25 protein-coding genes and 3 tRNA genes are annotated in these 22408 nt (G+C 34.1%); 17 read left to right on the forward strand and 11 right to left on the reverse strand.

Features of this window, described 5'->3' with window-relative positions; translation table 11 throughout:
- Nucleotides 1-12 precede the first annotated feature (12 nt).
- The 8 genes from D1J36_RS06750 to D1J36_RS06785 all read left to right on the forward strand — a co-directional run bounded on the left by D1J36_RS06750 (nt 13) and on the right by D1J36_RS06785 (nt 6399).
- Nucleotides 13-732 carry a pyridoxine 5'-phosphate synthase gene (locus D1J36_RS06750; RefSeq protein WP_154138089.1) on the forward strand — a complete coding sequence of 240 codons (720 nt, stop codon included), beginning with the start codon at nt 13-15 and terminating at the stop codon, nt 730-732.
- Nucleotides 726-1511: an alpha/beta fold hydrolase gene (locus D1J36_RS06755; protein WP_154138090.1), complete on the forward strand. Its 786-nt coding sequence runs from the start codon at nt 726-728 to the stop codon at nt 1509-1511. The genes D1J36_RS06750 and D1J36_RS06755 overlap by 7 nt, the downstream gene beginning before the upstream one ends.
- Nucleotides 1512-1525: 14 nt before the next feature.
- Nucleotides 1526-2536, forward strand: coding sequence for an NAD-dependent epimerase/dehydratase family protein (locus D1J36_RS06760; RefSeq protein WP_154138091.1), 1011 nt, complete (start codon nt 1526-1528; stop codon nt 2534-2536).
- A 10-nt stretch (nt 2537-2546) separates the two neighbouring features.
- On the forward strand, nt 2547-3092 hold the full coding sequence (locus tag D1J36_RS06765) for a hypothetical protein (RefSeq protein ID WP_154138092.1): 546 nt from the start codon (nt 2547-2549) through the stop codon (nt 3090-3092).
- 102 nt (nt 3093-3194) lie between these two features.
- Complete coding sequence (locus D1J36_RS06770) at nt 3195-3941, forward strand: DUF3575 domain-containing protein (protein ID WP_154138093.1); 747 nt, start codon at nt 3195-3197, stop codon at nt 3939-3941.
- A gap of 151 nt (nt 3942-4092) precedes the next feature.
- The gene (locus D1J36_RS06775; RefSeq protein ID WP_154138094.1) at nt 4093-5091 is read left to right on the forward strand and encodes a hypothetical protein; all 999 of its coding nucleotides are present in this window, start codon (nt 4093-4095) and stop codon (nt 5089-5091) included.
- Between the two features lie 186 nt (nt 5092-5277).
- A complete protein-coding gene (locus D1J36_RS06780) occupies nt 5278-5598 on the forward strand; it encodes a hypothetical protein (RefSeq protein ID WP_153926906.1) in 321 nt (106 codons plus the stop codon).
- A gap of 57 nt (nt 5599-5655) precedes the next feature.
- Nucleotides 5656-6399 (forward strand): hypothetical protein, encoded by a 744-nt coding sequence (locus D1J36_RS06785; RefSeq protein WP_154138095.1) that lies wholly within the window; start codon nt 5656-5658, stop codon nt 6397-6399.
- Here D1J36_RS06785 and D1J36_RS06790 read toward each other — a convergent pair whose 3' ends face one another.
- From D1J36_RS06790 to D1J36_RS06805, 4 genes are all read right to left on the reverse strand, one after another.
- On the reverse strand, nt 6400-7284 hold the full coding sequence (locus D1J36_RS06790) for a WYL domain-containing protein (protein WP_252339359.1): 885 nt from the start codon (nt 7282-7284) through the stop codon (nt 6400-6402).
- Between the two features lie 260 nt (nt 7285-7544).
- Nucleotides 7545-7618 (reverse strand) — tRNA-Arg (locus D1J36_RS06795).
- 37 nt (nt 7619-7655) lie between these two features.
- Nucleotides 7656-7730, reverse strand: a tRNA-Pro gene (locus tag D1J36_RS06800).
- A gap of 19 nt (nt 7731-7749) precedes the next feature.
- A tRNA-Ser gene (locus D1J36_RS06805) sits at nt 7750-7834 on the reverse strand.
- 146 nt (nt 7835-7980) lie between these two features.
- Between D1J36_RS06805 and D1J36_RS06810 the strand changes: the two genes are divergently transcribed.
- Nucleotides 7981-8979 carry an N-acetylmuramoyl-L-alanine amidase gene (locus D1J36_RS06810; protein WP_154138097.1) on the forward strand — a complete coding sequence of 333 codons (999 nt, stop codon included), beginning with the start codon at nt 7981-7983 and terminating at the stop codon, nt 8977-8979.
- 28 nt (nt 8980-9007) lie between these two features.
- On the opposite strand, the gene D1J36_RS06815 is transcribed toward D1J36_RS06810, so the two are convergent.
- Entirely contained in the window at nt 9008-9823 is an 816-nt protein-coding gene (locus D1J36_RS06815; RefSeq protein WP_154138098.1) for an aminotransferase class IV, read from the reverse strand.
- Nucleotides 9824-9894: 71 nt separating this feature from the next.
- Nucleotides 9895-10281 (reverse strand): START-like domain-containing protein, encoded by a 387-nt coding sequence (locus tag D1J36_RS06820; RefSeq protein WP_064971198.1) that lies wholly within the window; start codon nt 10279-10281, stop codon nt 9895-9897.
- A 175-nt stretch (nt 10282-10456) separates the two neighbouring features.
- Between D1J36_RS06820 and D1J36_RS06825 the strand changes: the two genes are divergently transcribed.
- A complete protein-coding gene (locus tag D1J36_RS06825; RefSeq protein WP_154138099.1) occupies nt 10457-12388 on the forward strand; it encodes an LTA synthase family protein in 1932 nt (643 codons plus the stop codon).
- A gap of 120 nt (nt 12389-12508) precedes the next feature.
- Complete coding sequence (locus D1J36_RS06830; RefSeq protein WP_038693982.1) at nt 12509-12928, forward strand: DUF2147 domain-containing protein; 420 nt, start codon at nt 12509-12511, stop codon at nt 12926-12928.
- A gap of 85 nt (nt 12929-13013) precedes the next feature.
- Here D1J36_RS06830 and D1J36_RS06835 read toward each other — a convergent pair whose 3' ends face one another.
- Both D1J36_RS06835 and nadE read right to left on the reverse strand, forming a co-directional pair.
- Nucleotides 13014-14264, reverse strand: a complete 1251-nt coding sequence (locus D1J36_RS06835) for an ectonucleotide pyrophosphatase/phosphodiesterase (protein WP_154138120.1) — start codon at nt 14262-14264, stop codon at nt 13014-13016.
- A gap of 113 nt (nt 14265-14377) precedes the next feature.
- Nucleotides 14378-15169 (reverse strand): NAD(+) synthase, encoded by a 792-nt coding sequence (nadE, locus tag D1J36_RS06840; protein WP_014937321.1) that lies wholly within the window; start codon nt 15167-15169, stop codon nt 14378-14380.
- A 115-nt stretch (nt 15170-15284) separates the two neighbouring features.
- Between nadE and D1J36_RS06845 the strand changes: the two genes are divergently transcribed.
- From D1J36_RS06845 to D1J36_RS06855, 3 genes are read left to right on the forward strand one after another with little or no spacing between them, the layout of a single operon-like run.
- Nucleotides 15285-16253: a gliding motility protein GldB gene (locus D1J36_RS06845; protein ID WP_154138100.1), complete on the forward strand. Its 969-nt coding sequence runs from the start codon at nt 15285-15287 to the stop codon at nt 16251-16253.
- A 30-nt stretch (nt 16254-16283) separates the two neighbouring features.
- Complete coding sequence (gene gldC, locus D1J36_RS06850; RefSeq protein WP_004919606.1) at nt 16284-16610, forward strand: gliding motility protein GldC; 327 nt, start codon at nt 16284-16286, stop codon at nt 16608-16610.
- Nucleotides 16611-16630: 20 nt separating this feature from the next.
- Nucleotides 16631-17179 (forward strand): L-threonylcarbamoyladenylate synthase, encoded by a 549-nt coding sequence (locus tag D1J36_RS06855; RefSeq protein WP_153936008.1) that lies wholly within the window; start codon nt 16631-16633, stop codon nt 17177-17179.
- A gap of 57 nt (nt 17180-17236) precedes the next feature.
- On the opposite strand, the gene D1J36_RS06860 is transcribed toward D1J36_RS06855, so the two are convergent.
- Genes D1J36_RS06860 through D1J36_RS06870 form a run of 3 tightly spaced genes read right to left on the reverse strand, consistent with a single transcriptional unit; the run spans nt 17237 to nt 19079 of the window.
- Nucleotides 17237-18058: a flavin reductase family protein gene (locus tag D1J36_RS06860; RefSeq protein ID WP_154138101.1), complete on the reverse strand. Its 822-nt coding sequence runs from the start codon at nt 18056-18058 to the stop codon at nt 17237-17239.
- 32 nt (nt 18059-18090) lie between these two features.
- Entirely contained in the window at nt 18091-18588 is a 498-nt protein-coding gene (locus tag D1J36_RS06865) for a Smr/MutS family protein (RefSeq protein WP_154138102.1), read from the reverse strand.
- Complete coding sequence (locus tag D1J36_RS06870; RefSeq protein ID WP_252339361.1) at nt 18585-19079, reverse strand: metallophosphoesterase family protein; 495 nt, start codon at nt 19077-19079, stop codon at nt 18585-18587. The genes D1J36_RS06865 and D1J36_RS06870 overlap by 4 nt, the downstream gene beginning before the upstream one ends.
- A gap of 86 nt (nt 19080-19165) precedes the next feature.
- On the opposite strand from D1J36_RS06870, the gene truA reads away from it, so the two are divergent.
- Genes truA through D1J36_RS06885 form a run of 3 tightly spaced genes read left to right on the forward strand, consistent with a single transcriptional unit; the run spans nt 19166 to nt 22408 of the window.
- The gene (gene truA / locus D1J36_RS06875; RefSeq protein ID WP_252339362.1) at nt 19166-19921 is read left to right on the forward strand and encodes a tRNA pseudouridine(38-40) synthase TruA; all 756 of its coding nucleotides are present in this window, start codon (nt 19166-19168) and stop codon (nt 19919-19921) included.
- A 6-nt stretch (nt 19922-19927) separates the two neighbouring features.
- Nucleotides 19928-21679, forward strand: coding sequence for an ABC transporter ATP-binding protein (locus tag D1J36_RS06880; RefSeq protein WP_154138104.1), 1752 nt, complete (start codon nt 19928-19930; stop codon nt 21677-21679).
- Between the two features lie 36 nt (nt 21680-21715).
- Nucleotides 21716-22408: an ABC transporter ATP-binding protein gene (locus D1J36_RS06885; RefSeq protein ID WP_154138105.1), complete on the forward strand. Its 693-nt coding sequence runs from the start codon at nt 21716-21718 to the stop codon at nt 22406-22408.

A 22408-nucleotide genomic window follows, 5' to 3' on the forward strand; every position in this document is an offset into this window, starting at 1 on the left:
TAATATAAAATAATGACCAAACTAAGCGTAAATATAAATAAAATAGCCACTCTGAGAAATGCTAGAGGTGGCGATGTGCCGAGTGTAACTCAGGTGGCTGTAGATGCTCAAAAATTTGGAGCACAAGGAATTACCATACACCCAAGACCAGATGAAAGACATATTACCAGAAAAGATGTGTACGATTTAAAACCACTGGTAACCACTGAGTTTAATATTGAAGGTAATCCTCATCGTCCGTTTATAGATATGGTGTTGGAGGTAAAGCCAGAGCAGGTAACATTGGTGCCAGATGCAGATGATGCTATTACTTCTAATGCAGGGTGGGATTGTAAAGTGCATTTAGATTTTTTGAAAAATGTTATAGCCGAATTTAAAGCAGAAGGGATAAGAACTTCTATCTTTTTAGATCCTAATCCAGAGATGGTAAAATACGCAGCCGAGACAGGTACGGATAGAATAGAACTCTACACGGAGGCTTATGCTAAAGGTTATACTAAAAATAGAGAACAAGCCATATTGCCTTATATCAAAACAGCAGAAGAAGCAATAAATAATGGGTTGGGAATCAATGCAGGGCATGATTTAAGTTTAGAAAACTTAAAGTATTTTTCAGATGAAATACCTAATTTATTAGAGGTTTCTATTGGGCACGCACTCATCTCAGAAGCTCTTTATTTGGGACTAGAAAATACAATTCAAAGTTACCTTAAAAGATTAGCAAAATGGTAAATCAAATAGAAATATTACATTCTAAAATATACGGCGGAGAGTTATCAGCAACACCTCTTTTGGTATTCCATGGCTTGTTTGGAATGCTGGATAATTGGGGTGGTTTCGGAAGAGATTTTGGTGAAGTAATGCCAACCCATTTGATAGATTTAAGAAATCATGGCAAAAGTTTTCATTCCGAAAATATGTCTCACGATGATTTGGCAGAGGATATTCTTAACTATATGTCTGCTCATAATTTACAGAAAGTAAATCTCTTAGGGCACTCTCTTGGAGGGAAAGCGGTGATGCAGTTTGCCGTAAAATATCCCGAAAAAGTGGAGCGACTTATTGTGGTAGATATAGCTCCTAAATCTTATCCACCACATCATCAAGGGATTATTAAGGCTTTACAAACAGTAGATTTTGATACAGTGAGTACACGCCAAGAGGTGGAGGAACATTTGGCTCAATACATCAAAGAAAAACCAGTAATACAGTTCTTGGCTAAAAACCTTTATTGGACAGAAGCTAAAAAACTTAATTGGAGGTTTAATTTGGCTACTTTAGCAGAAAAGTATGGCGATTTTGTGGGGAACGCTATTAAATTTGGTGTATTTGAGGGAGAAACGCTTTTCATTGGAGGGGTATTGTCTAATTATATCTTGCCTCAAGATGAATTCTTGATAAAACAACAATTTCCAAAGGCTAAGATTATTAAAATTTCTAATGCAGGACATTGGGTACAAGCCGAAAATCCTAAAGACTTTGTCGCTGTGGTTAAGGAATTTTTAGTTTAATATAGATAGAAATTATGGTACTAATTACAGGAGCTACAGGGATTTTGGGAAGTCTTATTGTTCTAAAACTTCTTCAGCAAGGGCAGGAGGTTCGTGCCACCAAGCGTTGTAGTTCTCAAGTAGAAAAACTGAAAGATATTTTTTCTTTTTATACGAATGAAGCAGATTATTATTATCAAAAAATAGAATGGGTAGAGGTAGATTTTGAGGATTTAGATTCTTTAAGAGTGGCTTTAGATGGTGTTAAGCAAGTCTATCATACCGCGGCAAAGGTGAGTTTTCATCCTAGGGATAAAAAGTCTATGTATAAGACTAATATACAAGGGACTAAAAATCTTCTTTACATTGCTGAAGAGAAAAGTGTAGAGCAATTTTTATATGTGAGTTCCATTGCTGTTCTAGACGCTGCGAATGAATTTGAAGCCATTGATGAAGAATCTAACTTTAATCCTAAATTGGCTCATTCTAGCTATGCTATTTCTAAGCATTTTTCTGAGATGGAAGTTTGGCGTGCTTCTGCGGAAGGAATGAATGTGGTGGTGATAAATCCAGGAGTTATCATAGGTTCTGGAAATTGGGAGCAGAGTAGTGGCGTTTTATTTAATAATATTAAAAAATTACCCTTTAGCTTTAAGGGGAATACAGGCTATGTAGACGTGAGAGATGTTGCTGATATTGCTATAAAACTTATCGCTGAAGATACTAAAGCATTAGGGCAAAGGTTTATACTCATTTCCGAGAATAAAACTTACATTGAAGTCGCTAATTTAGTTCGTAAAAAGTTAGGATTGTCTTCGTCTAAAATATTCCCATCTTATTTATGGCGTTTAGGGTGTTTTCTATCCAAAATCATAGGGTGGGCTTTGCCTGTGTTAAAATTGTTTAATAAAGCTAATACTGATGCCTTAAACTCAAAAACGCTTATTTCTAACGAAAAGATAAAAAATCTTCTTCAATACGAATTTATTTCTGTTGAGGATAGTATAAATTTTCATTTAGCAAATTGGATTAATAGTAGGAAATAATAATATCACTATGGAAATCAGAAATTTATTAAGAGTTATTTTTAGAGTATTTGGATTGTACTCTGTTGTGAATTTGTCGTTTAATTTCTTTCCTCAGTCAATCAATTATTTGATAAATGCTGATATTTTCTTTCCTTTTGATGTAGAAAATGGAATTATACAAACTTGGATTTATTTGTTCATCACTTTAGTTTTTACAGTTTTAGTATTCTACTTTTTAATTATCAATCCAGATTTAATTATAAAAAGACTCAAGCCTTCAAAATTTCTTGATGAAAAAATAGACTTTGGGAATCTTGACTCCGAAAATCTTTTACAAATAGCAATCCTTTCGATTGGGATACTGGTTTTGTTTGATTCACTTCCAGAATTGATAAATAAATTATTTATTTTTTTTAAATTGAAAAATATGGATAGAAATATAAATGATGATTTAACAACAATAGGAATGAATTCTGAAATAATAGTTGAGTCTATCAAAACTTTACTTGGTTTTGTATTTGTAATTTTTCAAAATAAAATAGGAAGAATTTTATATAAGCAAAACGTAGAATAAAAAGTTACAATTAAAGATATTGGAGACTTTATGATGATTCTTATTTTTCGTTTCTGCGAATTTGGTTAACTTTATAGTCAATAACTTAATTATTATATAACTATGAAAAAACTATTTATGTTATCCACTTTGGTAGCGGGTTCGGTTGTGTTTTCACAAGAAAATGTGGTTAAAACGGAGGAGGCTCCTACCATAGAAAAAATGAATATTTTGAAAACCAATGTTACGGGCTTATTGTTTAGAAATTTTAATATTACTTATGAGCGTCCTATAAATAAGTGGTTTTCGGTTACTGGAGGTCTTAATCTTGTGCCAAAAGGAAGTGTGCCTTACGCTAGACAATTTAATCTAGATGAATCTATAAATGATGCTAAAATGTCTACTACGGCGTTTACTTTAGAAGGTAGATTTTATCTAGGTAAAGGTTATGGCAAAGGGTTTTACTTAGCACCATATTATAGATACACCAATGTTAATGTAAGTAATATTACAGTAAATATCGAAGATCAAAATAATCAAAACATACCTGTAAATGTTCAGGGGAAGATGAATGCTCATTCTGCTGGATTGATGTTAGGAACTCAGTGGTTCTTAGGTAAAAAGAAAGATTGGGTGCTAGATTGGTGGATTATTGGAGCTCACTATGGAGCTTCTAGAGGAGATTTACAAGGGTTTACTAATAGAACGCTAAATGAGCAAGAGCAAGCAGAATTAAAGAAAGAGTTGAGTGGCTTAGATGTACCTTTAGTTGATTATAGTGTAACTACCAATGCTAATGGGGCTGATGTTAAAGTAAATGGACCTTGGGCTGGTGTTAGAGGAGGAATATCAATAGGGTATAGATTTTAAGGTTTGGAATTTTTTAGTTGTAGATTTATAAATGGTGCTATTCAGCACCATTTATTGTTAAATGCTGGAGAAAATTTTATTAAGATTTATTTTAAAGCTGCCTGTTTTTGACAGTCTATAAGTTTACTTTTGCATCAGTAAATTTTTTAGTATGGAAAATATTCAATTTAAAGTAAAAGTACCAGCTCTTTTGGAAGTCTTTGTCGGATTAAAATCCAAACTATTTTCTGATGGGAATTCTCAAGAAAATAAAGACGCGGCTTTAAAATATTTATCGGAAGTTATTATTAGGAGTGTGGAAATTGGTAGTATACAAATTTTTGATTTTACAGATAACTCAGCTACTCTTGAAAGAGTAAATTGCTTAAAAGTAAAACCTTATATTAACGATAATGGATTACTCAATTTTCCAAAGTTATTCCAATGTAAAATTAAGTATCGTTATTCTGATAATTTTGTATTTCAGTTGCTTAAATCAAAAATAAAAAACAAAGAAATAAACAATTTTCTGGAGTCATTGGGCTCAGTTCAATTAAGTCTTTATCTAGAGAATAATCATAGTGAAGTAAATTTAATGTCATTTGATAATCAAACGAACTATAAAAGTTATTCAAATCTAAAGAAAGTATTTAAAAGGATAGGAATAGATTCAATTCTAAATCAGGATGAATTTTTCCAGCAGTACGATTTTAATCTTAAATTGAAAAAAAGAATGAATCTAGATTTATTCCATTCAAATAATTTTTATAATAAAGCTATTTTAGAAAAGCCTTATTTTTTTGAACTAGAGAGTGTATTTCTATCAATGATGAATAATCTCTCTACGATTAATTATATTTATGTCTTTAAAGAACAAGTATCTAATACAGAAGAAATTCTTCAAAGATTAATACAAACATATAAAACTAATGTTAGGATTAAGATAAAAAAACAAATATCATATCAGGCAAAACAGTATATACTTTTTGAACTTCATAAAAAAGGTAAAAATCAAACTTATAGTAAGTTCATATATAACCATAAAGGTCAACTTTTCTACCGAAATCTTGAAGGTATTGTGAAAGTAGATGACCAAACTAGTATAGAGAATCTAGCACAAGTTCCTCTAGATAAAGACCTTAAAGAGTTTATGGAGGTTGTTAAAAATTGAAGAGAGGATATTTTTATACAAAAAATTGTAAAATTACCTAAGACGGAATAAAAATGCTTACTTGGATAAATAAAGATAGGAATAAGGCATTTATATCAAACTATTTAAAATGAAGACTTAGGAAAGAAAAAATATCAACACTATTTGAAAGTCTTAGAAAAGTTAATGCTAAAATATGAATATATTATGGAATTACAAAAATTTAAACTTTGGTTAGAATTTAAAGGTAAGTCAAAAAAAACAATCCAAAATAGGATCTCTAATTGTAAAAATGTGGAACGATATGAAGGTTGTTTAGACAAACATTATGCTAACGACTATGGAGCAATTATTTTGTATAAGTTATCATATTCAGCAGAAGATGAAAGAAACAACTTAATCCCTAAACATAGTGTGACAATAAATGGAAAGATAAGAACAGGAACAGCTACATTAAAACAGGCAGTAAAGCTTTATATTGATTATAAGAGTGATAAAAATTTTGAAGAATTAGTCTTACATAAATAGAGAAAATTATTTATTTGTATTTTTAAATAGGAAAATGTAAATTTGAAAAAAATGCTTATGGCTACTTACGAAGGAACAATAGAAGATTTTAAAAAATTTATTGATGGCTACACAAGAAATTTGGTTCAAAAATTAACTAGGAAAGTTAAAAAGAATAGAACTTGTTCTTCACCTAAGTGTAAAAATCGTTCAAGATTACAAGCAGCTCATATAAAAGGAAGTGAAAGACCAGTAATTATAAAAAGTATTTTAGATGATATGAGTTGTAGTCTAGGTGATAACTATATAAAGGTTGATTTAAACGATTTTGAAAAAAGATTTATTGAAGCACATACACCATATGATAAAGTTATAAAAATTTTATGTTTTGATTGCCATAGAAAATATGACAATGATGAGTTTCAAGAAATAGTTCCATTAATTGATGAAGAAATAGAAATTGATGCAGATGTAATCACTGAAGAGGATATTCTAAAACCGTTTGAGGAAATTAAACCAGGAAAACTCGCTCAAAAAATTTTTTCTAATAAGATAAATACAATCTCTGACGAGGTGTTGTTAAAATTATTAGATGAGACCTATTGTAAATTATGCTTTGGAATTGGTTACAGTGTACTTAAGGAATTTCGTACAGAAAAGGATATTTATGATGATAAAGGGAAGCAGAGATATTATTCTCCTGAGAATTTACTTTTAGAAAGAATAGGCAAACAAGATGAAATCAGTAAAAAATTTATACTTTCCAATCATTGGTTTAAGAATCAAATTCCATTTTTAACTAAATGGAATACTGAAAACTAGCTAACTTAAATTCCGATTCAAAGCATCTTTCCATAGAGAAATCATTTTACATTTTAAGGAAGTTGGTTCAATAATCTTTACGGACCAACTTCTTTTCATTAGCTCCATTAGTAAATCTTCGTTAGGTTTAACAAAAAATTCAAAAGTAATGGTTTTATCATCTTCTGAAACTACTTTTTGAGAATTATGTAATGGGTTAGCTTTTAGGTAATGCCCATCTCTGTGGTCATATTGAAGAATAATTCTTTCCGCTTCGCCATTGGTAAACATTCCTAGTGCATCTCTGTAGGGTGTTTGAAAATCTATCACCTGAGATTTGAACTTTTTCCCTGTAGTTATTTCTCCTATTCGTTCTAATGCATAACTTTTAAATTGAATTTCGGGGGTTGAGTTATCTACAGCTAGTACATACCATTTAAAATCTTTCTGTTTTAATAAATAAGGCTGAATGGTTTTTATTTTTATTTTCTCTGTACTATAATCAAAATAGGAAATATTGACTTCTAAATGATTCTCTATTGCTTGTGAAATAGAATGAAAATGCTCTAATCCTGTGTTTTTCCGAGTTTCTGGTAATACAAATCTGGGCAAAAGCATATCGGTATTAAGAGAGGATAAGAAAATAGCAGAATTGAGCAAATCATTTTGAAAAACACTTTCTAAATCAATATCTATAGTGTATTTCCTTTTGTTACAAACTAAATCTATCTTCCACGCATCTCTAATAGCTCTTTTATCTTTTTCAAAAGTGTCAATAGGATAAGTATCTAGATACAAATGTTCACAATCTTTATAAGCTTTAAAAGAATTTTCTATCTTTTTACGAATTTCAGAGGAAGTAAGTTTTCCATTTTCTCGGAGTACCGTTCTTACTAAAAAAATCATTCTTAAAAATTTTCTATCCATAATTAAATTTCAAAAAGATAAATATGATAAGTTTCTATTAACAAAAATGCATTTTTTACAAAAGTAATTTTCCTATTATAAAGTTCTTGTTATATGATTCTACTTTCTTACACCTAAAAAGAAATAGCAATCTCGTCATAAACAGATAACAATAATAAGATTCTAATCAAAAAACAAATTTATGAGTTTATTTAATGAATAAAAAACAAAAAACCTCACTTGAAAAAGTGAGGTTTCTGTGAGCGCGCCAGGATTCGAACCTGGGACCGTCTGCTTAGAAGGCAGATGCTCTATCCAGCTGAGCTACGCACCCATTTAGAATTTTTAATGTAAAATTCCGAAAAACATTGTCGGGGCGGCAGGATTCGAACCTGCGACCTCCTGGTCCCAAACCAGGCGCGATGACCGGACTACGCTACGCCCCGAATATTATTCTCTGAGTTGCGGAGGGTATGGGATTCGAACCCATGCGACCCTTGCGAGTCGACAGTTTAGCAAACTGCTCCGTTAACCACTCCGGCAACCCTCCTTTTCGTTATTATTTTAAGTACTTCTGTTCTGTAATTGCGAGTGCAAATATAGAGCGTTTTTTTGAAACCTCCAAATAAAATACAAAAAAAATCTAAAATTTTTATCACTATCTTTGGCAGTCAATTTTAAAAATAAAAGTGAATAATGCGTAATATTTTGTTTATTATAAGTTTAGGTGCTGTGGTGACTTCTTGTAGCACTCAGCAAAAAATAGTTGCACCTCAACCAAAATTAGATTCAAAAGTTGCAAGTGCACCTCAAAAACCTAAAATGGAGCAATCTACTAAGGGGGATTTTTATTATAAAACTAATATTAGCGATGTTACAAAAAACGATAATACTATTAGCTATGGTTCTGTAGTTACGGCTAAACCTAAAGGCTATAAGGTAAATTATGAGAATTTCCCATCTGTAGCTCAGAATTTTAGACAGCGTTTTCTTATTCTTCATTATACAGCTCTTGATAGCGAGACATCAGTACGAGTGCTTACTCAAAGAGGCGTGAGCGCCCACTATCTTGTAAGTGATTTACCTGATGATGATATTTGGCAACTTGTTGATGAGAATAAAAGAGCCTACCATGCAGGTATTAGCTTTTGGAGAAACACCACCGAAATGAATGATAATTCCATAGGGATAGAAATAGTTAATAAAGGTTATACTGTTGGTACAGCAGGAGAGAAAGTCTTTTATCCATTTCCTGAACATCAGTTTAAGAAAGTAGCCGCTTTGGCAAAAGATATTGTAGAGCGTTATAATATTCCTCCAACCCAAATTTTAGCCCACTCTGATATTGCTCCAACTAGAAAGCAAGACCCAGGTCCATTTTTCCCTTGGAAACGCCTCTATGATGAGTATAATCTAGGAATGTGGTATGATGCAACTACTAAGCAAAACTTTTATGAAACTGCTTTAAGCGATTTAGAGTTTAATTATAACAATTCTACTTTTATTTCAAAAGTGCAAAATACTTTAAGAAGTTTTGGGTATGATATTACTCCTACTGGAACTTGGGATAAATCTTCTCAACAGGTTATTGAGGCTTTTCAATACCATTTTCGTCCAGAGAAATGTGATGGTGTTTTAGATGCAGAAACTTGGGCTATATTACAAGCTCTTGTAGTGAAATATCCCAAAAAGTAAAATAATATTATTGGAATTTGACTCTGATTTAAACCAAAGTCAAATTCCATTTTTCTATCATTTCAGAGAAACGAGAATTAGTAAATTCTTTATTTCTGATTTTATTTACTGAGAAAATACCCTTTTCGTCAGAAATCATTAAAATTTCATCAGCTTTTTGGCTTTCAAAAGCAATCATTTCCACTTGTTCTATTTCTGCCAAACGATTTTTATGAACATAGGTAATAAAGCTTTCCATCAATGGGGAAATATATGCCCCTTCCGTTTGCTTAGGGACTTTAATTGTGTTGCCTTCTAAAAACAAAAGATTGCCGTAAATACTTCTAGCAATACGCTTACTAGGATTGAGGAGAATAACATCATCTAAATCATTTTCCTGAGCGTAAATTTCAGCATAGATATTTTCTGGACAATGCGTATGTATATTGCTTAAAATATGTGTATTAACGCTTATTTCCTTAATGATATCTAGTTCTATATTTTTCTTTATTTGAAACAAGTTGTCCTCTCTAACCACTTCGTAAACAAAATGAACAGGGGTTTTAGCGGAAAAAGTATCTTCTATCTTTCTAAATGCTAACACTTTAATATAACCATTATCAAACGGGAGATTTTGGATAGCTTGAGAAAAAATGTCTGTGAAAAATTCTAAAGTAAAACTTAATGGAATGTTCATTCTCATTTTTCTCATAGAAGACATCAGAAAGAAATAAACATCTTCTGCTAAAAGCACTTTTTTATTTTTGAAAAAAAAGTAAACTTTTACAGCGTCTCCGTTCATAAAAGCTCTATTGGCATAGGCTAATGATTGTTCCTGAGAAAGTAAATTGCCATCTAAATACATGTTGTTCTATTTTAATAAAGAAAAAATGAACGATAAAAACCGCTCATTATAATTTGTTAAGTATTAAAAAACTAAGCTGCACCTAGTTTTATTTTTAGGTTTTCTACAAGGTTTTCCCAATAAAGACGGTTTTCTTCCTCATCTCCTTTTTCGCAAAAGTCTGTAATGTTAAGAGATAGGTCTTCCGTTATTTCATCTATCACAATAGACATTTCGAAGAAACTCTTAGTACCTTCATCTTCTTCCCATCTAAAACGAACAAAACTTTCAGGCTTATATCTTATAAGCGTCGCCTTTTCAGCAGGACCACCGCCCCAACTGAAATAAAAATCATCTCCTCTCTCTTCTACCTCATCAGCAAACCACTCCGCTAAACCTTCCGCAGTCGCTAGATATTCATACAAAATCTCTGATAAGCAATGCATTGCAAACTCGTAAGTTACCTTATGTTTCGCCATAATATATCGTCTTATTATAAAGTCTCGCAATATAGAAATTATTTTTGGAGAAAAACGATTTTTAGGGACGGAATTTTTTGATTTATGATTTTTTTTAGGTTATTACTGAGGACTATATGATGCAGTACTTTCGTTTTTCATAAATTTGCAAACATTATTCAATTCGTAAATAAATATGAAACATCTCCGCGTAAGAGAAATATTGGTTTTATTATATAGGGTTTTACTGGTATTTGTTTTCTTTCAAATTGCTAGATTTTTATTTTGGATTTTCAATAAAGATTTAATAAAAATCGAGAGCTTTTCTCAATATTTTAAATTGGCATATTACGGTACCGCGTTTGATACTACGGCAATATTGTATGTTAATTCGTTATTTATATTCCTAAGCCTTATTCCGCTCACTATCAATACTAAAAAAGGATATCAAAAATTACTCTTTTGGGTATATTTTATTACCAATGGCATTGCTTATTCTATGAATTTTGGCGATTTTATTTATTATCGGTTTAGTCAATCTAGATTAACCTCTGCGGTGCTAGATGTGGTAGAACACGAGTCTAATCTTTTAAAAGTATTTGGAGTTTCTTTAATAGAAAATCCATTGATTCCTTTGTTTTTTGTTGTTTTATTAGCGGTATGGATATGGCTTTATAAAAAAGTAAATATACCTTACCAAAAACCTCAAAAATTACCAGCTTATTTTATCGGTTCTATTGTAACTTTGTGTGTGATAGCTACACTTACGGTGGGTGGTATAAGAGGTGATTTTAAACACAGTACACGACCTATTAATTTGGTAGATGCTAATAGACATACGGAAAACCCAATTCACGCTAATGTTGTGCTTAATAGCACTTTTTCGTTTTTGAGAACTTTAGGTTCTAACAACTTTAAAGAGGTTCATTTTGTGGAGGAAAACTTTATTAAAGAGCATATAAAACCTTATAAATTATACCAAAGAGATGTGCCTAAAGAAAGACCCAATATTGTGATTTTTATTGTAGAAAGTTTTGGTAAAGAATATTCTGGTGCATTTAATAGTTCTAGTAAAATCAAAGACTATGTTTCATATACTCCTTTTATAGATAGCTTAGCGAAAGAAAGTCTTATTTTTACCAATGCTTTCGCTAACGGAAGGCAATCTATACACGGTATGAGTAGTATTTTGGCGGGTATCCCAAGTTTAAAAGATGCTTTTACAAGCTCTCCATATTCTAATCAAAAAATACAGTCTATTGTATCTGTGTGTAACGAATTAGGATACGACACTTCTTTCTACCACGGTGCGCCTAATGGTTCTATGGGCTTTTTGGGATTTGGGAATATCCTTGGGTTTCAAAAATATTATGGCAAAACCGAATATAATAATGATGATGATTTTGATGGTATGTGGGCAATTTGGGACGAACCTTTTTTACAATATTTTGCTAAAAATGTGCAGGAAAAAAGTCCAGAAAAACCCTTTATGGCAACTGTATTCACGGCATCATCTCATCACCCTTTTAAAATCCCTGAAAAATACAATGGGAAATTTAAAAAAGGGCATATCCCAATGCACGAGCCTATACAATACACCGATTATGCCATAAAAAAATACTTCGAAACGGCTAAAAAGCAACCTTGGTTTCAGAATACCATTTTCGTAATCACAGGGGATCATACCAATCAAACGTTCTACCCAGAGTACGAAAAGGCGATGAACCGATTTGCACTTCCCCTCATTTTCTACTCTCCTAATCTTAAATATAACCTAAAAGGAATAGATGAAAGATTAGCACAGCAGTCTGATATCTACCCTACATTAGCCGATATAATAGCTTATAACAAACCTATAAGAAGTTGGGGAAGAAGTTTAGTTTCTCCTAAAAATGAAGAAGCTATCATTATAAATTCAGATGGAATACAGGAACAATTTATTATTGGCAATTACATTTATCTTTTCAATGGTAAAGATATTATAGGCATCTACGACAAAACCGATTTAGGGTTAGAAAACAATCTTATAAGCAAGGTTAGTTCGACTGAAATAGATTATGGTAAAAAACTCTGCAAAGCGTGGTATCAAGACTATATGTATAGAGTTATCAATAGAAAGCTAAACTAAATACCGTTTAATTTTTTTTAACAATATAAAATATTGTTTTATATGTGTAAAAACGGAATGTTATATTGTTTGTTTAATTAAATTTTATATCTTTAACCCATATTTAAATTTAATAAAGCTATGAAAAAATTAATGTTTGCCACTATGGCTCTAATGTTTAGTGTGATGTCCTATGCTCAAATAGAAGGAAAATGGAAAACTATTGATGATGAAACAGGACAAGCTAAATCTATTGTAGAAATTTTCAAAAAGTCTGATGGAAAATACTATGGCAAAGTAGTACAGCTACTTATTAAGCCAGCTGACCCTAACTGCTCTTTATGTAAAGATGATAGAAAAGGAAAACCTATTTTAGGAATGGAAGTGATTAGAGGAATCAAAAAAGATGGTAATACTTTTGACGGAGGAACTATTACTAACCCTAAAAACGGTAAAGTTTACAAATGTTCTATCGAAAGGGAAGGTAATAAGCTAAATGTGAGAGGTTACATAGGTATCTCTATAGCTGGGCGTACCCAAGTTTGGCATAAAGTAGATTAAAAAAGATAAATAGATGCAAAATAAAAACAGAGAGGATTCCTCTCTGTTTTGCTTTTTATATGATTGTAATTTGAAAAATAGAAAATTACTTCAGCACTTTTCTAATCAAAGTTTTTTTACCATCAATTTGGTCTAAAGGTTTTAAGCCTAAAATTTCTAAAATAAAAGGGTAAACATCTACATTTCTAAATTCCGAAATCTCTTTGTTTGATTGAAACTGAACTCCATTAGCAATGAACATCGCGTTCATATCTTTTACTAGATAAGGATTGTAGCCGTGTTTTCCCAAAGTGGTTTTTTGTCCTTGTTCTAAAAATATTTTTGGAGCTTTGGGCAGAAGGTAAATATCTCCCATTCTGCTAAAACGGTCATCACGAGTAGCGTAATGCAATTTTTGGGGTAGTCGTTTGGCTAAAACTACCTTGTACTCTGGAGTAGCCTCTTGTTTTAGTTTCTTATAAGTTGCGTTAATATTATGTTTGTCTAAAACAGAAATTCTGACTAATGTTTGAGAATTAACATATCGGTATTGATTTTTATCCTTCAAAAAAGAGGGTATTTCTAAAGGGTTTTTAATATCTACATTCGTCATTCCGTGGTCCGATACAAATACGAAATTCACATTTGGTAGATTTAGCTCTTTTACGCGTTGTATCAGTTCGCCAATGCTTTTATCTACTAGTTGTACGGCATCTCGTGTTTCAGGAGCTTCTGTTCCGTGGATATGCCCTGCGTGGTCAACTTCGGGATAGTATAGTGTGATAAAATGCGGACGAGTTTCTTCAGGTAGTTTTAGCCAATCTATAATTTGGTTTACTTTTTCTTTGGGTGTTACTTTTCCACTATATTTATAAGCGTAGGTAGGTCTTACACCACCAGCATCGCCATCACTTGCAACCCACATCATTGCGGCAGAAAGCATACCGCTTCGTTCCGCTAAACCCCAAATAGGATAACCTCCTAACCAAGAGCCGTCACGAATATTTTTGGGATTACCAAAATAGAAAGCCTCTTTTCTTTTTTCATCATAGAAATGATTATCCACCATACCGTGGTGCGAAGGATACAATCCCGTAACTAAAGTATAGTGGTTGGGACCTGTAATAGAAGGATAAGAGGGTATCATAGCTTTGGCACGAACGCCACTTTTACCAAGATTGATGATATTTTCGGCATTATATTTTTCGGGATAGTCGTGGCGAAACCCATCGGCAGAAATCAAAATAACATAAGGCTGTTTCATTGCCCATTCGGTATTTTTTCTGTGAGGCTGTACGATTTTTAAACTATCATTTTGTGCAAAACATAATACCGAAAACAGAATGGCAATAAGCAAATTCAGTTTACTAGGACTATATGAAAAGATTAGTTTATTCTCCGTAAAATTTAATCTATGAGTTGTAAACATTTTATGAAAATATGGTATTCTTTATCATTATTTTTACGATATTACCTCCATTCTTCAGGAATATCACATATAGGGATTGGGTTCATTTTGTGCTGGGCTGCTTTGTGCATTCGGTCAAAGATGGTATAGACTTCTCGGTCTCTTCCTGTGTAATCTTCTAGGGTTTTGGTAGGGTATTCTTTCTGTATTTTTTCAAGTTCTGGGTAGGTAGCTCCTATTTGTTGCTCATCGGTTCTGTCTGTATCCCAAAGCCCATCGGTAGGAATTGCCTCTTGGATACTTTTCACGAGATTCAAGGCTTTAGAAAGGTGGTAAACCTCCGTTTTGTAAAGGTCAGCGATTGGAGAAACATCTACGCCACCATCGCCATATTTGGTGTAGAAACCAATCCCAAAATCTTCCACCTTGTTGCCTGTACCACACACGAGGAGTCCGTTAATTTGTCCGTAATAGTAGAGCGTAAGCATTCTTAATCTACTTCTGGTATTAGCAAAAGCCAATTTTTCGTTAGGGTAGAGGTCATCTTGGACATTAAAGGTCTTATAAAGCTCCTCAAAGGCAGGAGTGAGGTTTACGCTCATTGCTTCCACATTATTAGGAAAGCGTTTTTTGAGGTCTTCTATATGTTCCCACGCACGGCTCACTTGGTCTTGCTGTTGTCTAATGGGCATTTCTAGTAGTAGGGTTTTAAGTCCCGTCATCGCACATAGTGTAGAAACTACTCCAGAATCTACACCGCCAGAAACTCCCACCACATAGCCTTTTGCATTAGCTTTTTGGGCGTAATCTTTTAACCAATTTACAATGTGCTGAATTACTTTATCTGTTTGCATAGTTTTTTGTGGTATTTAAAATTAGAAGTGTAAAAATACAGAAGTTTTTGGATTATGGACTAAAATAAGCGTTTAAAAATGATTATTTTTGCGACTTAGAAAAATCTTTAGAACAATGATGAAACACATTAGTTGGTTAATCCTATTACTTGGAGTGCTAGTTTCTTGCCAAAAGGAAGACAAAGGCTGGAATATAGACCTCAAAGCACCTTTACCTAAGGTAAAAACCGTAGATATTTCTCATCAGTTTTACGATGAAAATTACTCTTTGGAAGATTTTAAGAAGGAATACCCTTGGTTTCAAGGGACGGTTTCCGATGAAGATTTTATGCTAAGAAGAAAAGACACCTTGGAGATAAACATCTACAAAGAAGCCCTCAAAAAAGTGAATGTGCCAGAGTTAGAAAAAGGTTTGAGCGAACTCTTTGCCCGTGTGCAGCACTATTTTCCTCAATTCAAAACGCCTGTGGTTTACCTTTATTCTTCTGCTGTGCAAGATGTGGAAGTTCCCGTCTTTTATCACGCCGAAAAAAATTGGCTCTTTATAGATATTGCCGCCTTTATGGGGGAGGGCAACCGCTATTATAGAGGTGTTAATCAGTATTTACAAGTTTCTATGAACCCTCAAAACTTATTACCTAAAGCTGCTTTAGCGTTGTCGGAACACATCGTGCCGATGGATAGGAGCGAACAAAAATTCATAGACAAAATGATGTACGAAGGAAAACTAATGCTTTTACAAGACGCTCTGTTACCCAACACAGCCGATTATTTAAAGATAGGTTACACACCTAAACAATACGAGTGGGCGACTCAAAACAAAAGTAACATTTGGAACTTTTTTGTAGAAAACGATTTGTTGTTTAGCGACGATATGCAGCTTTCGGGGAGATTTTTAGCACCCGCACCATTCTCTAAGTTTTATACAGAAGTAGATAACGAGTCTTCGCCTAGAGTAGGCGTTTATACAGGGTGGGAGATTGGCAGAAAGTTCTTTAAAGAAAAGCCAGAAACACCACTTCCTCAATTCTTGAATATGAAGGGCGAGGAGATTTTTAACCAATCCAAATATCAAGGTAAGTAGCATACAATTAAAAAAAATTAAAGATAGATTATGAGAAAAACACAGATAACAGTAAATGTAGAGCTAGACGAAAACCATATTCCAGAGAAAATGACTTGGCACGCCCAAGATGGCGGGATAGAAGCTCAAGAAACCAAAGCCACAATGATTTCTGTTTGGGACGACAAAACGATGGAAGCACTTAGAATAGACCTCTGGACTAAAGATATGCCTGTGGACCATATGAAACGTTTTTTCCACCAGATATTAGTTTCTTTGGGGCACACTTACCAGAGAGCCACAGGGGAAGACGATGTTGCCCAATGGCTAGAGGAGAAAGCAGAAGAATTTGCCGTAAAATCAGCCATTAAAATGTAGCGTTTTAAAAAATTAACCCAATGCAAGAGATAGTAGAAGTTTTAAAGTCTGGGGGAACAGTGCTTTACCCTACAGACACCATTTGGGGGCTAGGTTGCGACGCCACAAACCCAGAAGCTATACAAAAGATTTACAAAATCAAAAAAAGAGAGCCACATAAATCCCTCATTATTTTGGTAGATACCGAAAAAAGGTTGCAAGATTTAGTAGAAGTACCAGAAATGGCGTGGGAAATTATAGACCTTAGCGAAAAACCCGTTACGATAATCTACGATGCTCCCAAAGGCTTACCCAAAGAACTCTTGGCAGAGGACGGCAGCATAGGAATTAGGCTCGTAAAAGACGCTTTTTGTCAAAAACTCATTGGTAAGCTCAACGCCCCGCTGGTTTCCACATCTGCCAACTTCAGTGGCGACAAAAGTCCCAAGCAATTTTCGGATATTAGTCCCAAACTCATAAACGCCGTAGACTTTGTAGTAGAAGAACAAAAGGATAAAGTATCCCAATGGGCAGGGTCTTCGGTCATTAGAATATGGAAAGACAACAGAATAAAAGTCTTGAGAGAATAAACGACCCCCCCCCCCCCCCCTTTTTTTTTTCTTAAAATAGAAAAGGGGGGGTAATTTTTAATAGATTAAACATTGCCACGCTTCTTCTATTTTTGCTTCGGTAAGTAAGCGTTGAGCCTTCAGATGAGTGGCTTCATCATCGGTATAGTTTCCTTTAGGCAGTTGCTCTACATTGGCGAGCATTCCTAAATCATTCCCTGTAAATATTTTACTATTTTTTATTTCACAAGGCAGTTGGTCTATGCCAATTCCTTTAGTTACTAGGGGCTTTGGTACTTCAAATAGGTTGTCTGCATTATTTCTGGAATACCAGTTGCCTCCCAATCTTGCTACTAGGTCTAGTTTGGCTTGGTCTAGCGTGCCATTTTCGTTCAGATACTCCTCTCGGATATGTATTTTAACCACTTCCGAAATTACCAAGTTCCCCGCACCACCCTCTGTGCCTAGAGGTTTTACTTCTAAGACCTTACATTCTAGGTTTACGGGACATTCTTCTATAAGTTTGGGAGCAATTAGGTCGGCATCTTTCATTGTAAACCCTGCTTTCACAAACTCATTGATGCCCTTATCGTATTCCGTAGAAGAAAGAGACATCTGTTGCACGATAGGGTAATTTACGATACCGATATTAACTTCAGGGACTTGCAGTACATTCTCTAAAGTATCTTTAGTGCTGTTATCCCTTACCCTTCTGGCAGGAGAAAAAACCACAATAGGCGGATTAGAGCTAAAAAGATTAAAGAAACTGAAAGGCGATAGGTTAATGTTCCCTTCTTTGTCTATGGTGGATGCCAAAGCAATAGGTCTAGGAGCAATGGCGTGTTGCAGTAGCATCTGAACCTCAAATGGAGGAAGTTCTTTTGGATTGATGGATTTCATTTACATTGATTTAAAGCGTAAAAATACAAACTCTAAATGAAATTAACCATAACCGACCCCGATTGATGATAGAAAAAATCGCTTTCTTCAAATTCAATATTGGTTTTGCTTTTAAGGGTATCAAAGACTAACTTTTGCAAAACGCCATCTCCAATGCCGTGGATTATTTCTAGCTTTTTTATTTTATTGAATTTACAAAAATCAAGTGTTTCCTCCAGTTTTTGTTTTTGAATAAATAGCCGTTCAAAACTATCGTAATGGTCAGGGGTATTTACCAACTGGTCAAAATGAAGGTCTAATATCAAGTGCTGATTTTTCTTTCTAGGTAGTTTAGAGGTGTGATTGGCTTCTGGTTTTCGTACGATGGGTGTTTGTTCATACAGAGAAGCATCTCTTAAAGTGAGTAGATGCTTAGGATAGCGGTGAGTAAAATGGTATTCGTCTCGGAAAACCACCTCGTTGCCGTGTATAGAAGTAACGATGCCCCACAAGTCATCATCAATTACAGAAACGTTATCTCCTATTTTCATCTTTTACCGAGTTCTATCACTTCCAAATCTTTGATTTCTGCTCCATCAATCTTAAAACGCATCATAGTTCGCACTTGGTGCCACCCTTGAGTACCTGCTGCTCCAGGGTTGAGGTGTAGGAGTTGATGCTTTTGGTCGTACATTGCTTTTAGAATATGTGAGTGCCCACTAATGAACAGTTGAGGTGTTTTTTCTAGAATTTCTTTTCTTGCTAGAGGGCTATATTTGTTGGGGTAACCACCAATGTGAATCATCAGAATTTCTACTTCTTCACATTTAAATCTTAATACTTCAGGGAAAATCTTTCTTATTTCGGTACCATCTATGTTGCCATAAACGCCCTTTAGAGGTTTTATTTTTTCTAGAGTTTCCACCACTTCCATATTTCCAAAATCGCCACAATGCCAAATTTCATCTGCATTTTTAGCATAGTCTAAAATACGCTGGTCAAGGTAAGAATGTGTATCCGAAAGAAGTAATATCTGTTTCACGGGGCTAATTTATAAGATTTCTTTTAATTATAGGGATTATAAGTCAATATATTTTCCGATTTTTGTGGTCTAAAAATAAGATACAAGTGTCAAGATATTGCATAGAATTTTCTTACAACGGCGAAAAGTATTTTGGTTATCAGATACAACCTAAGCAGATTTCTGTGCAAGAAACCTTAGAGCAAGCACTTTCTACTATTTTAAGAGAAGAAATAAAAACCACAGGAGCAGGGCGTACCGATACGGGCGTACACGCAAAGAAAATGTTTGCTCACTTTGATACAAATTTAGTTTTAGAAGAAGAGTTATTGCCTAAAAGGCTCAATAGTTTTTTGCCACCAGATATTTCGGTGAAACGATTGTTTAGAGTATCTGATGACTTTCACGCAAGGTTTGATGCTACTTACAGAACTTACGAATATTATATTTCGTTAGAGAAAAATCCGTTTACGCAAAATTCGGCGTGGGGCTATTGGAGGCGTCCGCTAAACTTAGAAGCGATGAACGAGGCTTGCAAAATCCTTTTTGAATATACCGATTTTACAAGTTTCTCTAAACTAAATACTGATACTAAAACCAACCTCTGTGAAATTTATAAAGCCTTTTGGGTGCAAGAGGGTACGGAGCTTAAGTTTACCATTTCTGCCAATAGATTTTTGCGAAATATGGTGAGGGCTATTGTAGGGACGATGGTGGATATAGGGAGTGGCAAAATAGCACCACAAGATTTAAGAAAGGTAATAGAAGCCAAAGAGAGAAATGCCGCAGGAACTTCGGCTCCTGCACAAGGGTTATTTTTGGTAGATGTAGGGTATAATTGGGAGCAGATTTTCAGAAATTAAAACGGTATGAAGAAACAAACTACAGGAACGCTTATTAAACGCTTATTTTTCATCGGAATGAATTTTAGGCGATGGTTTCTGTTGGCGTTATTGGTATCCATTATCTTGGCGGTGGTTTCTACCTATCGTCCTATTCTCACCAAAAATATTGTTGACCACGATATTATGCAGCTGAAAAGTACTACGCTTTTGATGCAGAGTATCTATTGGTTAGTTGGTTTGGTGATTGCGGAGACTATTCTTAATTTTTTGCTGGTATTTTTGTCCAATTATATTTCTCAAAATGTAATGAGAGATATAAGAGAGAAGCTCTACCACAAACTGATTTACTTCAAGACTTCATTTTTTGATAAAACGGCTATTGGGCAATTAGTTACTCGTGCAGTGGGAGATGTAGAAACCATAGCGACGGTCTATACAGATGGCTTTCTAATGGTCTTTGGAGATGTGCTAAGGATAGTGATGGTGCTTGTAGCGATGTTTAATGTGAATGTTCAGTTGAGTTTCGTGGCGTTAGCGATATTGCCAATTATGGTACTCATCACTCGCTTTTTTCAAAAGAAACTTAAACAATCTTTTGGTGATGAAAGGCAATGGACGGCAACACAAAATTCATTCGTACAAGAACGGCTCTCGGGTATGTCTATTATTCAAGTATTTAATAGGCAAGATGCAGAATTTGAAAAGTTTGAATCCATCAATGCAAGTCTTAAAAAAGCGTTGCTAAAAACAGTGTTTTATTTCTCCTTGTTTTTTCCTGTGGTGGAGCTTATTACTTCTTTATTCATTGGGCTTATTTTGTTCTATGCGGGTTATAATGCTTTGTATAATCAAAATGCTACGCCTGGGGAAGTGATAGCGTTTATACAGTTTGTAAATATGCTGATAAGACCGCTACGCCAAATTGCTGACCGTTTTAACAATATTCAAAGAGGATTGGTAGGAGCAGAGAGAGTTCTAGGGATTATGGATCAAGACGAAGCGATGCCTAATGAAGGGAAAGAAATTATTACAGATATTAAAGGAGAGATAGACTTTAAGGCGGTGCATTTCTCTTATGATGATAAACAGGAAGTGCTTAAAGGGATTGATTTTAAAGTAAACCAAGGAGAAACTGTGGCGATTGTAGGAGCTACAGGAGCGGGTAAATCTACTATCATCAATCTTATTACTCGTTTTTATGATGTGAGTTCTGGGCAAATTTTACTAGATGGTAAAGACCTTAGAGATTACGACTTGTATAGTTTAAGGCAACATATAGGAGTGGTATTGCAAGATGTTTTCTTATTTCACGGAAGCATTTACGAAAATTTAACGTTCGGCGATGAAACCATCACTCTAGAGCAAATTAAAACCATAGCAAAAGAAATAGAGGTGGACGATTTTATAGAAAGTTTGCCTAATGGCTATCATTATGTGGTAAGTGAACGAGGGGCTTCTATTTCTTTGGGGCAGCGCCAATTGCTTTCTTTTTTAAGGGCGTATCTTTCTAATCCTAAAATTCTTATTCTTGATGAAGCCACTTCTTCCATAGACCACGAAAGTGAAAAATTGATACAAAAAGCTACGGAGAAAATTACTAGAAATAGAACTTCTATCATCATTGCTCACAGGCTTTCTACCATAGAGAAGGCGGATAAAATTCTGGTGATGGATAAAGGTAAAATAGTAGAAGAGGGGACACATCAGGAATTGCTGGTACTCAATGGTTATTATGCCTTGCTGTATCAATCTCAACTTGGGACGAAGAAAGAATAGTTATTTTTATACATTTGTTACTGATATTATTGATATATGATTTTAGATATTGTAAATCTTACTAAAAAGTTTGGGGAGCAGGTTGCATTAAACCAAATTAACCTTACCATACAAAAAAATGAAATTATAGGTTTGTTAGGACCTAATGGGGCAGGTAAATCTACTTTAATGAAGACTATTTCTGGGGTTTTGGATATAGAAGAAGGGGAAATTTCTTTCAATGGCTCTTCGTTAGTAGGAACATTAGACGCTAAGAAAAAGATAGGCTTTTTACCAGAAAATAATCCGCTTTATACGGAAATGTATGTGCGAGAGTATTTAGAGTTGGTGGCAGATATTCATCATATATCTAAACAGAGGATAGATGAAGTGATAGATTTGGTAGGGATAACACCAGAGAAATCTAAGAAAATAGGACAATTATCCAAAGGGTATAAACAGAGGGTGGGATTAGCTCAAGCCATTATCCACCAACCAGACTTGTTGATTTTGGACGAGCCAACCAACGGACTAGACCCTAACCAAATTTTAGAGATACGAGAAGTGATTAAAGAGATTGGGCGTAAAAAAACGGTTATCTTATCTACACATATTATGCAGGAGGTGGAGGCGTTGTGCAGTAGAGTGATATTGATACACAAGGGTAACATTGTACAAGATTCTCCAATAGAAGAGTTCAAAGGCAAGAATGCTTCCTTAGAAGAAGCCTTTGCGGCATATACTCATTAA

It is taken from the genome of Riemerella anatipestifer, assembly GCF_009670965.2.
In the GTDB taxonomy this organism is placed as follows: Bacteria; Bacteroidota; Bacteroidia; order Flavobacteriales; family Weeksellaceae; genus Riemerella; species Riemerella anatipestifer_B.